Origin of the sequence: Thioclava sp. FR2 (assembly GCF_051200875.1) — a bacterium.
GTDB lineage: Bacteria > Pseudomonadota > Alphaproteobacteria > Rhodobacterales > Rhodobacteraceae > Pseudotabrizicola.
This window is the reverse complement of sequence record NZ_CP195191.1, coordinates 1,514,325-1,526,467: the sequence shown is the minus strand read 5'-3', so window position 1 is coordinate 1,526,467 and position 12,143 is coordinate 1,514,325. Positions and strand designations below refer to the sequence as shown.

Sequence of the window (12,143 nt, the reverse complement as noted above, 5' to 3'; positions counted from 1 at the left end):
TGAGAACTGATGAAAGGGGCAGGAGATGGACGGTTCCTTTTCCGACTTGATGGGCGAGATCGGAGCAAAGGCACGCGCCGCTACTGCGGAACTGGCATTTGTCAGCGCCGATCGTAAGCACGCGGCTTTGATCGGTGCAGCGGAAGCGGTTTGGCGGCGCCGTCAAGAGATCATGGACGAAAACACGCTCGATCTGGCCTATGGCGCTGAAAAGGGCCTGTCCGCAGCGATGATGGATCGGCTTCGGCTTGACGAGGGGCGGATCCGCTCCATCGTCGATGGGCTGCGTGCGATTGCCGAGCAACCGGATCCGGTGGGGCGCGTTCTCGCGGAATGGGATCGCCCCAATGGCCTGCACATCCAACGTGTGTCAACGCCCCTTGGTGTGGTCGGCGTAATCTACGAATCGCGTCCCAATGTTACGGCCGATGCCGGTGCTTTGTGCCTGAAAGCCGGAAATGCCGTAATCCTGCGCGGTGGTAGCGAAAGTTTTCACTCTTCGAAGGTGATCCATGATTGCATGGTTGAAGGCCTGCGAGGTGCCGGCCTTCCCGAAGCGGCGATCCAACTGATCCCCACCCGCGACCGCGAGATGGTGGCGGAAATGCTGCGTGCAACCCAATTCATAGACGTCATTGTCCCGCGTGGCGGCAAGGGGCTCGTCGGCCTTGTGCAGAAAGAAGCGCGCGTGCCTGTCTTCGCCCATCTCGAAGGCATCTGCCATGTTTACGCGGATCGTGACGCTGATCTGGAAAAGGCACGGCGGGTGGTCCTGAACGCTAAAACGCGACGGACGGGAATCTGCGGCTCGGCGGAATGCCTGCTGATCGACTGGCAGTTTTATACCAAGCACGGCGCAGTTCTGATTGAGGATCTTGTGAAGGCAGGGGTCGAGGTCCGGACCGAAGGGGAGCTTTTGAAAGTTCCCGGCACCGTCAAGGCCGCGCCCGATGATTTCGGACGGGAATTCCTTGATATGATCATCGCAGCAAAACTGGTTGATGGCGTAGATGAGGCGATCGCACATATCCGCCGTTATGGTTCCAACCATACCGAAGCGATATTGACCGAGAATGACGCTACTGCCGCACGGTTCTTTGAGCGTCTCGACAGCGCGATCTTGATGCGAAATGCCTCGACCCAATTTGCCGATGGCGGTGAATTTGGCATGGGGGCCGAGATCGGTATTGCGACTGGGAAAATGCACGCCCGCGGGCCAGTCGGAGCAGAGCAATTGACCAGCTTCAAATATTTGGTCACCGGGGACGGCACCTGCCGCTAAAGGGCGCTTGGGGGAAGGTCGCGTGAGCTTATGAAAGGCCGTGTCCTTCCCTATGATCTTGGTGGTCAAAGCTCCCGGGGGGCGCCCCTTGGGCTCGCGCGTGGTCAGAAAGACAAACGCAGTTCCGGGTCGCGAATATCTACGGTCAGGCGTCGATGCTGGCGGGTAAGCTCTTCGCGCAACAAGGCAAAGTGAACAGTCGACGGCGTAAGCTCGGGGCGCGCATTTGGGTTCGACAGTAATTCCCAAAGATCGGCGTCAATTTTCAGCTTCAATCCCGAGGCATTAAGCAACCAGCGCGTATCGCCGCGTTCGATTTCGATGGTCCCGCCATGAGGCAAGGCTGTCTCAAAACACATCACTATCAGAAATATCAGTTTCGCTTCGCGCCGTGGAATGTTGTTCAGACTTAGCCATGAAATCTTTAGTCGCGTGCCTCGGGTCAGGTCTGAAAGGATCGAGATACATTCTGTCCGGGCAACCTGCTGTTCAGATGACCCCGCAGAACCGAAGGCCATGCGAAAGAACCTGATCCGGGCGTTTGCATTCAAAACACTGTCTGAAATCAGCGCAAGTTCCGCACGCTCACCCGATCCATCCATCATCAGCAGTTCTACCCCATTGCCGATGGCGCCAATCGGGCTGATAAGGTCATGACAAATGCGAGAGCCCAACAGGGCGGTCAGGTCGGGTTTGTCAATCATTGGCCACCTGAAGTTAGGAACATGTGAATGATGAATGCACTGTTAGAACCGGGCATGATGGTGCGCCATCCGGGCCAGCCGGATTGGGGCCTTGGCCAAGTTCAATCGAACATTGGCGGGCGTGTGACGGTCAATTTCGAACATGCGGGAAAAGTCGTGATCGACGCACGTCATGTGGAACTGACACCTGTCTTCGGCCAATAACGCAGTCTTTCGCAGTCGATCGGCAAGTTGGATGCCCCTGGTGCCGGTTGCTTTGGTTTTCGCTACCTCTTATTTCCACATTTCATTAATTGGTCGTTAACCGCAACATCACCAAAGCCGTGGGGGCTTTAGGGAAAGCATGACGTCTCAGGATGGATACCTAGTGCGCCTTGCAGAAAGCGAGGCCGATCACGCGGCGGCCCTTCGGCTGCGGTATCGGGTTTTTGTCGAGGAACTGGGGGCGAATGGCCCTTTGGTCGACCATCAGGCAAAAATGGAACGCGATGAGTTCGACCCGCATTTCGATCATCTCGTCTTGATCGACCAGCGCCGGAATGCGCGTGACCTCGATCATGTGGTTGGGGTCTATCGACTGCTTCCCTGTGATCGGAGGGCGGCGGCAGGGCGTTTCTACTCCGAGACAGAGTTTGACCTGAGCGTTCTGAAATCCTCGGGCCGGCGGCTGCTCGAATTGGGAAGGTCATGTGTCGATCCGCAGCATCGCGGGGGGACGGGGATGTTTCTGATGTGGAACGCCTTGGCGGGTTATGTCCTGGAACGAGAGATTGATATCCTTTTCGGCGCGGCCAGTCTGCGCGGTACGGATGTCGAGGCATTGAATCTGCCGCTCTCTTACCTTTACCACAACCACCTCGCGCCCGAGCCGCTTCGGGTGCGGGCAATCGGGCCCCAAGCCGCGGCGATGGATCGCATCCCGAAAGGGCAGATCGACCGGCGAGAGGCCTCGGCGACGATCCCGGCCTTGATCAAGGCCTATCTGCGACTGGGTGGATTTGTCGGAGATGGGGCTTTTGTCGACCATGAATTCAACACGACCGATGTCTGTCTGGTGATGGATACCGAGCGGATGAGCGCCAAACATCGCGACTTTTACACCAAGCGGCGGGCAGAAGCGTGAGCGACTGGAAAGCCGATCTGATGCCCTTTCCGCGCATCGGCCCGATGGGCTGGCTGCGGGTCCTGTGGCGGGGCGGGGTGCTGGGGGCGGTGACCTATGGTGGCCTTGGGCTTCTGCTGCTTCTGCGGCTGGTCGAGGCGCCCTTGTTCGGCATGGCGCGGCCATGGACGCCCCATATCACTCAGTTCGTCTGTCGGTCGTCCTTTCGCATCCTCGGCATCCCCTTGACCGTCACGGGCACGCCGATGGAGCATCATGGGGCGATGGTGGCGAACCATGCCTCGTGGCTGGATATCTTTGCTCTTAATGCCTGTGCGCGGATCTATTTCGTCGCCAAAGCTGAGGTCGAGGGTTGGGCGGGGATTGGCTGGCTTGCCCGGGCAACGGGGACCCTCTTCATCGCCCGCAAGGGGAGTGAGGCGAAGAAGCATCTGGCTTTGTTTGAGGAGCGGCTTCGGGCGGGGCATCGGCTGCTTTTCTTCCCCGAGGGGACCTCGACCGACAGCCGCAGGGTGGTGCCGTTCAAAACCACGCTTTTCGAGGCCTTTTATACCCACGGGATGGACCGGATCATGCATATCCAGCCGGTCACGCTGGTTTATCACCCCCCGGAAAATGCGGACCCCCGGTTTTATGGCTGGTGGGGCGCGATGGAGTTCGCCCCCCATCTTCTGATGGTCCTCTCGGCGCCGCAACAGGGGCGGGTCGAAGTGATCTTTCACCCCGAAGTGCCGGTGGATGCCTTTGAAAACCGCAAGGTGTTGGCCGCCCATTGTGAGAGGGTCGTCCGCACAAGCTTGCCCTTCGCCGAGTAGGAAAAGAAGCGTCCCCGTCGGGGACGTTTTTTTATGCGCTTGGAATCAATGGGTTGGTCGCGGGGATTTACGGTTTTTTAGGGAATTTGGTGTTTCTGGCGGAGTCGGGGCAAGCCTCGACCTACGCAGGGTTTACCGGGGTCGGGCTGAAGCCCGACCTATGCTAGTGTGTCGTAGGAGCTTTTCGCATCAGCCCAATGGGGCGATCAGGTCTTTGAGGGCTTTGGCGGGGTCTTCTGCGCCCCAGATTTCGGCACCAAAGGCGAAGTGGTCGGTGACGGGGCCGAATTTTTCGACGAGTTCACGGGTGAGCGCGCCTTCGGCGACCACGGGGACCTCGATCACCTGTGACCACCATTCGAAGAGCTCAAACTCGGCCTGTTTGCCGTCGCCGAGGGTGGAGGCGCCGACCGGGCCAAAGGCCACGTAATCGGCCCCGGCCTCTCCTGCCGACATGCCTTCGTGGCGGGTGACGCCGCAGAAGGCGCCGATGATCGCATCGGCCCCGAGTTCCTTGCGCACCTTGCGCACGGATTTGGAGCCATCGGTCAGGTGCACGCCATCAAGCCCGAGCCGTTCGACCAGCAAGAGGTGGCTGTCGATCACCACGGCCACGTCGCGGGCATGGGCCACTTCACGCAGCGCATCGGCCGAGCGGATCAGTTCGATCTCGTCGCGGGTGGCCAGCGTGATGCGCAGGCAGGCGATTTCGACCGCGTCCATGACAGCGGCAAGCGTGTCGGGAAAGGTTTCCAGATCGAAAGCCGGGGGCGTGATCAGGTTGATCTGCGGGCGGTCTTCGTTTGCCATGTCGTCCTCGTGATGCCAGTCCTTGCCCTATAGCCGCGTTTTTCGGGCTTGGCTATTGGCTGGATTTGGTTTTGCGGGCTGGGGGAGGGGCGCTGCCCCCTCTGGTCCCTGCGGGCCCATTCACCCCCGGGATATTTTTTGGACAGAAAAAACAGACAGGCGTTATGGGGTGGCTTTCTTGCGCGGCTTTGGCGCGGGTTTCGGGGGCAAGTCCGAGACGGTGGCGAGGGCGAGACCGATCAGGAAGCTGCGTCGGGTGTCGTCGACGCAGGCCTCATCCGTGACATCGACCATGCCGGACATCGGTTTGCCGGTGAACATCATGGGCGAGACGCCGTCGACAGTCAGCGCTTTCTGGTAGCGGTCCTTGCCGACGCGGACCATCGCCCCGCCCTTGTGGACGCCGCAGACCATATGGCCATTGAGGAGGAAAGCGAGGCCGCCGAACATTTTCTTTTCCGTGATCGGCTGGCCTGCCAGTTCGTCGCGCAAGAGTTGCGCCAGACCTTCGTCCCATGCCATTTCGGGTAATCCTTGCCCTGTTGTCGCCAACAGCGTATCAGCCCGCCCGAGACTTGGGGAGCCTAGTTTGCGATGATTGAGCCTGCCTTCATCCTTGTGCGTCCGCAGATGGGCGAGAATATCGGTGCCGCGGCGCGGGCGATGCTGAACTTTGGCCTGACGCGGATGCGGATCGTTGCGCCGCGCGATGGTTGGCCGAACCCGAAAGCGGTGGCGATGGCCAGCGGGGCGGGGCGGCTTTTGGATCATGCCGGGCTGTTTGACGATGTGGCGGGGTCGGTTGCCGATTGCGATTATGTCTTTGCCACCACGGCGCGGAGCCGCGAATTGGTGAAGCCCGTGGTGACGCCGGAGCGTGCGATGGAAATGGCGCGGGCGATGGCGGCAGAGGGCAAGAAGGTGGCGGTTCTGTTCGGGCCGGAACGGGCGGGGCTGGAAAACGAGGATGTGGCCCATGCAAATGCCATTGTCACGGTGCCGGTGAACCCGGATTTTCCCAGTTTGAACCTTGGTCAATGTGCCCTGCTGATGGGCTATGAGTGGCGGCGGCAGACCGTTGAGGTGGCGCCCGAGGTGATGGGGCTTGCGCGCACCGAATTTGCGGAAAAGCGCGATGTCGAGGCCTTGGCCCAGCATTACGAGGACCGGCTGGAGGATGCGGGGTTCTTTTTCCCGCCGGACAAGGCCCCCAACATGAAGCTGAACCTGCGCAACATGTGGGCGCGGCTGAACCTGACGCGGGCCGAGGTGCAGACCTTTCACGGCATGTTGCGCCAGATTGCCTTCAAACTGAAGCAGCAGGGCCGCGACGCGGAATAGATCTGTCCTGCGCGGGGCGGGCTTGGGCCGGGGCAGGGGGCGCATGGGTGGGGCAAGTGGTTCTGCCGGCCTTGGAAAGGGGTCCTGATGAGCGAGCAATCGGCGGAGGGTGAGGCTGGACGCCCCGGGCACGGGCGGCTTCCTTCGGCGATCTGGGCCTTGGGGCTGGTCTCGTTGTTCATGGATGTGTCGTCCGAGATGATCCATGCGCTGTTGCCGCTGTACATGACGGCCAGTCTTGGGGCGAGTGCGCTGATCGTGGGGGTGATCGAGGGGATCGCCGAGGCGACGGCGGCGGTGACCAAGGTGTTTTCGGGGATGCTGTCGGACTGGATTGGTCGCCGCAAGGGTCTGGCCGTACTGGGCTATGGTTTGGCTGCGGTGACGAAGCCCATTTTTCCCTTGGGGGGCACGCTGTTCTGGGTGGTGGCGGCGCGGTTTCTGGACCGGGTCGGCAAGGGCATTCGGGGCGCGCCAAGGGATGCGCTGATTGCCGACCTGACGCCTGCGGGGATGCGGGGGGCTGCCTTTGGCTTGCGCCAGTCGCTGGACACGGTGGGGGCGGTTCTGGGGCCGCTTTTGGCGATTGTGCTGATGTGGCTGTTGGCGGGCGATATCCGGCAGGTGTTCTGGGCGGCGGTGCTGCCGGCCTTCCTTTCCGTTCTGGTTCTGGTGGTTTTCGTGCGGGAGCCGGAGAGAAAGACGGCTTCGGTTCGGGAGCGGCCTTTACTGTCGCGGCAGGCCATGGCGCGGTTGGGCGGGCGGTTCTGGATGGTGGTTCTGGTGGCTGCGATCTTCACGCTGGCGCGGTTCAGTGAGGCGTTTCTGTTGTTGGCCGCAACCGCGCGTGGCGTGGATTTCGGCTTTGTGCCTTTGGTTCTGGTTGGCTTGAATCTGGCCTATGCGGCTTCGGCCTGGCCGGTGGGGCGTTTGGCGGATCGGCGCGGGAGGGTTGGTCTGCTGGCGGTGGGGATGGGCATTCTGATTGCGGCAGACATGGTGCTGGCCCTGTCATCGGGGCTGGTGGGATTGACCATTGGGGTCATGCTGTGGGGGTTGCATATGGGGTTCACCCAAGGTGTGCTGGCGGCCATCGTGGCGGATGCAGTGCCGGAGGATCTGCGCGGGACGGGGTTTGGGGTCTATAATCTGGTGGCGGGTGGGGCCTTGCTTTTGGCCAGCGTCATCGCCGGTGCCCTGTGGAGCGGGATTGGCCCGCAGGCCACCTTTCTGGCCGGGGCTGGGCTTGCGGCGACGGCGGCCCTGTGTCTGATCCCTTTGGCGCGCCTGCTGCCCAAGCAGAAGGCAAAGCCGCAGGGGACGAGGTAACGCGGGGCAAGCTGCCGCGCCCCCTTGAAGCCCCTCCTTGGCGGGCCTAGTGTCCCGGCCAAGGAAAAGAGAGGCGAGACATGGCCGGGAAACGCAGCATTTTTGAAGAAGTGAGCGCGAAAGAGACCGCGAAGCCGCAGGTCGCTGGAGGCTTGATTGATGCCAAGCCAAAAGGCGCGCGCGGGGCGATCCGGGCTTGGCTGATGGTGATCTTTGCGTTGGTCATGTTGATGATCGCCGTTGGCGGAATGACACGGCTGACCGATTCAGGTCTGTCGATCACCGAATGGCGTCCTGTGACCGGGGCTTTGCCGCCGATGACTGATGAGGCCTGGGCCGTTGAGTTTGAAAAATACAAGGCCATTCCGGAATATCAGTTGCAGAACAAGGGCATGAGCCTTGAGGAATTCAAGAAGATCTTCTGGTGGGAATGGGGGCATCGTCAGCTTGGCAGGGTGATCGGCTTGGTTTGGGCGCTGGGCTTTGCGGGCTTTCTGGTGGCCAAGAAGATTCCGACCGGATGGACCGGGCGGTTGCTGGGCCTTGGCGCACTGGGCGGGCTGCAAGGCGCGATCGGCTGGTGGATGGTGTCCTCTGGGCTGGAAGGCACGATGCTGGACGTCGCCTCTTACCGTTTGGCGACTCATCTGGGGCTGGCCTTTGTCATCCTTGGGTTGATCGCGTGGTATGTCTTCCTGTTAAGCCGCAGCGAGGCCGAGTTGATGCAGGCCCGGCGCGGGCGTGAGGCGAAGCTGTTTTCCATGTCGACCGGCATGATGCATTTTGTCTTCCTGCAAGTCTTGCTGGGGGCCTTGGTTGCGGGGATTGACGCGGGCCGGGCCTTTCCGACTTGGCCCGACATGAACGGCCAGTTCTTCCCGGCAGATGCCTTTTATGTGCCCGATGGCAATGGCGGCAGCCTGCCTGTCTGGCATGCCTTCTTTGAAAACCCCGGTCTGGTGCAGTTCATGCACCGCATGGCGGGGTATCTTTTGTTCGCCTTTGGTGTGGTGACATGGCTGAAGGGCCGCAAGTCGGCGCATGGTATCACCCGTTTTACCTTTAACGTGATGATGCTGATGCTGGTGGTGCAGGTGGGGCTTGGGATCATGGCCGCCGTCACCGCCGCGCAGATGCATGTGGCCATCACCCATCAGGTTGGGGCTGTCGTTTTGTGGGTGCTGATCATTCGTGCCCGTTATCTTTCCCAGTACCCCATTGCGGGGTCGATCCGCAAAGGAACCGCGTGATGCTGACCAATTCCGCTTATTCTGAACTGATGGCCTTTCAGCGAGAGACCGAGGCGCTGTCCTTGGTGGCTGAACGGCTGGGCTGGGATCAGGAAACGATGATGCCCCGCGGCTCTGGCGATCAGAGGGCCGAGGAAATGTCGGCGATGGAGGGTGTTTTACACGCCCGCCGGACCGATCCTCGGATTGCGGACTGGCTGGAGAAGGCCGAGGCCGAGACGGCCACGACGCAAGACCCGGTTGCCGCGGCACAGTTGCGCCATATCCGTCGCAGCTATGACCGGATGACCAAGGTTCCGGCACGGCTGGCGCAGGAATTGGCGCGCGTTACCAGTAAGGCCCAAGGCATTTGGGCCGAAGCGCGGTCGAAGGATGATATCCCGTCGTTCTTGCCCGTGTTGGAAGAGGTGATCGGTCTGCGTCAGGAAGAAGCTGACTGTCTGGCCGCTGGCCGCAGTCGCTATGATGCGCTGATCGACGATTACGAGCCCGGTGCCACGGCGGAAAGCATTGGGGCGATGTTTGACCGGATGCGCCCGCGTCTGGTCGCCTTGCGCGAAAAGGTGCTGGGGGCGGACCGTCAGCCAAAGGCGCTGAGCGGGGCATTTCCGAAAGAGGCGCAGTTGAAGCTGAGCCGCAAGCTGGCCGATGCTTTTGGCTATGACTGGTCGCGGGGGCGGCTTGATCTGGCCGTGCATCCGTTCAGTTCCGGCAAGGGCGATGACAGCCGGATCACCACGCGGGTGGTGGAAACCGACCCGTTCAATTGCTTTTATTCGACGATCCACGAGGTTGGGCACAGCTGTTATGAGCAGGGGATTGATCCGGCCTATCGCCTGACGCCCTTGGGTGCAGGTGTGTCGATGGGCGTGCATGAAAGCCAGAGCCGGATTTACGAAAACCAGTTGGGCCGGGGCCGGGCCTTCACCGGCTGGCTGTTTGACCGGATGGCAGAGACCTTTGGCCCCCTGAATGTCTCGGATGCCGAGGCCTTTTACGCCTCGGTCAACAGGGTGCAACCGGGCTATATCCGGACCGAGTCCGATGAGGTTCAGTACAACCTGCATATCATGATGCGGTTCGATCTGGAGCGGGCCTTGGTCTCGGGCGATCTGGTGCCCAAGGATCTGGAGGCCGCGTGGAATGATCGGTTCAAGGCCGATTTCGGCGTGGCGGTGGATCGTCCGCGCAATGGCATTCTGCAAGATGTGCATTGGTCCTGCGGGCTGTTTGGCTACTTCCCGACCTATACCTTGGGCAATGTCTATGCGGGTTGCCTGATGCAGGCGTTGGTCAAGGCCGTGCCGGATTATGAGGCGCATCTGGCCAAGGGCGATGCGCGCCCCGCGACCGCTTGGTTGCAGCAGAACCTTCAGGTTCATGGCGGGCTTTACGAGCCGGAAGAGGTGGTGGCGCGGGCCTGTGGCTTTGCGCCGAGCGAGGGGCCGCTGTTGGATTACCTCGATGCCAAATTCGGGGAAATCTATGGTGTCTGAGACAACGCCGCCTTCGGGCGGCGTTTTTCTTGCGCGCAAGGAACGCGGGGCGGTCTGGGCCTTGGCGGTGGCGCAGACGCTGGGATATGCGTGCTTTTTCTACATTTTTGCGGCGCTTGTTCTGGACTGGCATCGCAGCCTGCCTTGGGGCGATGGCGTCATTGCCGGGGGGCCATTGGTGGCCATTGTGGTGACCGCGCTTTTGTCGCCAAAGGTGGGCCGCTGGGTGGACCGGGGTCTGGCGCTGCGGGTGATGGCGATTGGCATTGCGGCGGGCGCGCTGGGGCTGGTCGTTCTGGCCGTGGCGGGCCATCCGGCCGTGTTCCTTGCGGCCTTTGCCCTACTGGGCGTTGCGGCAGCGATGAGCCTTTACGAGGTCAGCTTTGCCCTGCTGATCCGCCGTTTTGGCGACAAGGCGCGGGCCGAGATCACCAAGGTCACGCTGGTGGCGGGGCTGGCCTCGACCTTGGCCTTTCCGGCAGGGGCGTGGCTGAGTGTTGCCTTGGGGTGGCGCGGGGCGGTCTGGGTGGCCTTGGCTGTCATCCTTTGCGCGATGTTGCCCTTGCAGCTTTGGGCGGCTTGGGTTCTGGGCGGCGGGCGCAAACGCGGCACGATCCCCGACCATGCGCCGACCTCGTGGCGGGTGCTGCTGGCAAAGCCCGGCACAGTGGGTCTGATGGCGCTTTTTGCGCTGATCAGTCTGGATCACTGGATGATCGTGAACCTGCTGCGTCCGATCCTTGACCGTATTGGGCTGGCCAACGGGGTGGCGGTGCTGGCGGCGTCGCTGATCGGCCCTGCGCAGGTTGCGGGACGGATGGCCCTGATGGCGGCGGGGGACCGTCTGGCCTCGGGGCGGGCCATGGTCCTGACCGCTGTCACTTTGATCGGGGCGAGCCTTCTGTTGCTGGCGGCCCCGCTTGGCGCTTGGGCGGTGTTCGGTTTTGCCCTTTTGCAGGGGGCGGCGATGGGGGTGCTGACGATCCTGCGTCCTGTCTTGGTGTCGTCGATCCATGGGGCGCGGGATTACGCCAGTGCCGCAGCAGCGATTTCCCTGCCGGGCATGTTGGCCACGGCTTTGGCCCCGATGGTGGGCACGGGGCTTATGGCCTTGGGTGGCGTCGGGCTGTTGCTGACGGTCTCACTCGGGCTTTGCGCCTTGGCCTTGATTTTGGCGCTGCGGCAGCGCGGTTGATCAGGACCAATCTGGTTTGCGTTTTTCGATAAAGGCGGAAATGCCTTCGTTCGTGTCGCGATACAGCATGTTTTCCACCATCACCGCGCCTGCATGGTCATAGGCGGCGGCAAGGGGCAGGCCCATCTGGTCATAGAAGGCGCGTTTGCCGATCTTGACCGCCGCGCCCAGTTTGCCCGCAAGGGTGGCGGCGAGGGTGCGGGTTGTGGCGTCCAGTTCGTCGGGGGCTGCGATGCGGTTGATCAGCCCGACTTCGCGCGCGCGGGTGGCTTCAATGAATTCGCCGGTGGTCAGCATCTCAAAGGCCACTGCAGGGGCGACCTTGCGTGTCAGGGCGACCATCGGGGTTGAGCAGAACAGGCCGATATTCACCCCGTTTACGCCAAAGCGCGTGCCTTCGGCGGCAACTGCCAGATCGCAGGACGCAAGCAACTGGCATCCGGCGGCAGTGGCGATGCCATGGGCGCTGGCAATGACGGGTTGAGGCAGGGTGGGGATCTTTTGCATCATCGTGGCGCAACGGTCGAAAAGGTCTTTGAACCCCGCCGCCCCGCCATCTGCTGCTTGCCGTTTGGCCTGCATTTCCTTCAGGTCATGGCCTGCGCAAAAGGCCCGGCCGGCGCCTTTCAGGATGATGACCTTGATCGAGCGGTCCTCGGCCAGACGGTCGAATTCTGCCGAGAGCGCCGCAATCATCGCATCCGACAGGGCATTCAGCTTGCCGGGGTCGTTCAGTGTAAGCGTTGCGATGGCATCCACGTCTTCGCGGAACAACAGGCTCTCGGTCATTGCATCCTC

13 protein-coding genes are annotated in these 12,143 nt (G+C 61.6%); 9 read left to right on the top strand and 4 right to left on the bottom strand.

Translation table 11 applies throughout. The features are described from left to right. Positions 1-25: 25 nt before the first annotated feature. Entirely contained in the window at positions 26-1,282 is a 1,257-nt protein-coding gene (locus ACSBLW_RS07315) for a glutamate-5-semialdehyde dehydrogenase (protein WP_435259562.1), read from the top strand. Between the two features lie 104 nt (positions 1,283-1,386). On the opposite strand, the gene ACSBLW_RS07310 is transcribed toward ACSBLW_RS07315, so the two are convergent. Then, complete coding sequence (locus tag ACSBLW_RS07310) at positions 1,387-1,986, bottom strand: histidine phosphotransferase family protein (protein WP_435259561.1); 600 nt, start codon at positions 1,984-1,986, stop codon at positions 1,387-1,389. Between the two features lie 30 nt (positions 1,987-2,016). Here ACSBLW_RS07310 and ACSBLW_RS07305 point away from each other — a divergent pair, with 30 nt between their 5' ends. The 3 genes from ACSBLW_RS07305 to ACSBLW_RS07295 all read left to right on the top strand — a co-directional run bounded on the left by ACSBLW_RS07305 (position 2,017) and on the right by ACSBLW_RS07295 (position 3,924). After that, positions 2,017-2,190, top strand: coding sequence for a DUF3553 domain-containing protein (locus ACSBLW_RS07305; RefSeq protein WP_435260065.1), 174 nt, complete (start codon positions 2,017-2,019; stop codon positions 2,188-2,190). A gap of 139 nt (positions 2,191-2,329) precedes the next feature. Continuing rightward, a complete protein-coding gene (locus tag ACSBLW_RS07300; RefSeq protein ID WP_435259560.1) occupies positions 2,330-3,109 on the top strand; it encodes a GNAT family N-acetyltransferase in 780 nt (259 codons plus the stop codon). Further along, the gene (locus ACSBLW_RS07295; RefSeq protein ID WP_435259559.1) at positions 3,106-3,924 is read left to right on the top strand and encodes a lysophospholipid acyltransferase family protein; all 819 of its coding nucleotides are present in this window, start codon (positions 3,106-3,108) and stop codon (positions 3,922-3,924) included. The genes ACSBLW_RS07300 and ACSBLW_RS07295 overlap by 4 nt, the downstream gene beginning before the upstream one ends. 189 nt (positions 3,925-4,113) lie before the next feature. Here the strand turns inward: ACSBLW_RS07295 and ACSBLW_RS07290 are convergent, their stop codons facing one another. Further along, positions 4,114-4,734, bottom strand: coding sequence for a thiamine phosphate synthase (locus ACSBLW_RS07290; RefSeq protein WP_435259558.1), 621 nt, complete (start codon positions 4,732-4,734; stop codon positions 4,114-4,116). Between the two features lie 162 nt (positions 4,735-4,896). Then, positions 4,897-5,256, bottom strand: a complete 360-nt coding sequence (locus tag ACSBLW_RS07285; RefSeq protein WP_435259557.1) for a TfoX/Sxy family protein — start codon at positions 5,254-5,256, stop codon at positions 4,897-4,899. 72 nt (positions 5,257-5,328) lie between these two features. Between ACSBLW_RS07285 and ACSBLW_RS07280 the strand changes: the two genes are divergently transcribed. From ACSBLW_RS07280 to ACSBLW_RS07260, 5 genes are all read left to right on the top strand, one after another. Continuing rightward, entirely contained in the window at positions 5,329-6,075 is a 747-nt protein-coding gene (locus ACSBLW_RS07280) for an RNA methyltransferase (protein ID WP_435259556.1), read from the top strand. An 87-nt stretch (positions 6,076-6,162) separates the two neighbouring features. Then, positions 6,163-7,404 carry an MFS transporter gene (locus ACSBLW_RS07275; protein WP_435259555.1) on the top strand — a complete coding sequence of 414 codons (1,242 nt, stop codon included), beginning with the start codon at positions 6,163-6,165 and terminating at the stop codon, positions 7,402-7,404. Between the two features lie 80 nt (positions 7,405-7,484). Next, on the top strand, positions 7,485-8,654 hold the full coding sequence (gene ctaA, locus ACSBLW_RS07270) for a heme A synthase (RefSeq protein ID WP_435259554.1): 1,170 nt from the start codon (positions 7,485-7,487) through the stop codon (positions 8,652-8,654). After that, entirely contained in the window at positions 8,654-10,150 is a 1,497-nt protein-coding gene (locus ACSBLW_RS07265) for a carboxypeptidase M32 (RefSeq protein ID WP_435259553.1), read from the top strand. Before ctaA ends, ACSBLW_RS07265 begins: the two co-directional genes overlap by 1 nt. Further along, on the top strand, positions 10,143-11,345 hold the full coding sequence (locus ACSBLW_RS07260; protein ID WP_435259552.1) for an MFS transporter: 1,203 nt from the start codon (positions 10,143-10,145) through the stop codon (positions 11,343-11,345). The genes ACSBLW_RS07265 and ACSBLW_RS07260 overlap by 8 nt, the downstream gene beginning before the upstream one ends. On the opposite strand, the gene ACSBLW_RS07255 is transcribed toward ACSBLW_RS07260, so the two are convergent. Further along, positions 11,346-12,134 (bottom strand): enoyl-CoA hydratase, encoded by a 789-nt coding sequence (locus ACSBLW_RS07255; RefSeq protein ID WP_435259551.1) that lies wholly within the window; start codon positions 12,132-12,134, stop codon positions 11,346-11,348. Positions 12,135-12,143: the final 9 nt, after the last annotated feature.

Coding starts and splice junctions, on each gene's coding strand:
- ACSBLW_RS07315 (WP_435259562.1), top strand. CDS start 26: ATGGACGGTTCCTTTTCCGACTTGATGGGCGAGATCGGAGCAAAGGCA.
- ACSBLW_RS07305 (WP_435260065.1), top strand. CDS start 2,017: ATGAATGCACTGTTAGAACCGGGCATGATGGTGCGCCATCCGGGCCAG.
- ACSBLW_RS07285 (WP_435259557.1), bottom strand. CDS start 5,256: ATGGCATGGGACGAAGGTCTGGCGCAACTCTTGCGCGACGAACTGGCA.
- ACSBLW_RS07290 (WP_435259558.1), bottom strand. CDS start 4,734: ATGGCAAACGAAGACCGCCCGCAGATCAACCTGATCACGCCCCCGGCT.
- ACSBLW_RS07255 (WP_435259551.1), bottom strand. CDS start 12,134: ATGACCGAGAGCCTGTTGTTCCGCGAAGACGTGGATGCCATCGCAACG.
- ACSBLW_RS07275 (WP_435259555.1), top strand. CDS start 6,163: ATGAGCGAGCAATCGGCGGAGGGTGAGGCTGGACGCCCCGGGCACGGG.
- ctaA (WP_435259554.1), top strand. CDS start 7,485: ATGGCCGGGAAACGCAGCATTTTTGAAGAAGTGAGCGCGAAAGAGACC.
- ACSBLW_RS07300 (WP_435259560.1), top strand. CDS start 2,330: ATGACGTCTCAGGATGGATACCTAGTGCGCCTTGCAGAAAGCGAGGCC.
- ACSBLW_RS07310 (WP_435259561.1), bottom strand. CDS start 1,986: ATGATTGACAAACCCGACCTGACCGCCCTGTTGGGCTCTCGCATTTGT.
- ACSBLW_RS07265 (WP_435259553.1), top strand. CDS start 8,654: ATGCTGACCAATTCCGCTTATTCTGAACTGATGGCCTTTCAGCGAGAG.
- ACSBLW_RS07280 (WP_435259556.1), top strand. CDS start 5,329: ATGATTGAGCCTGCCTTCATCCTTGTGCGTCCGCAGATGGGCGAGAAT.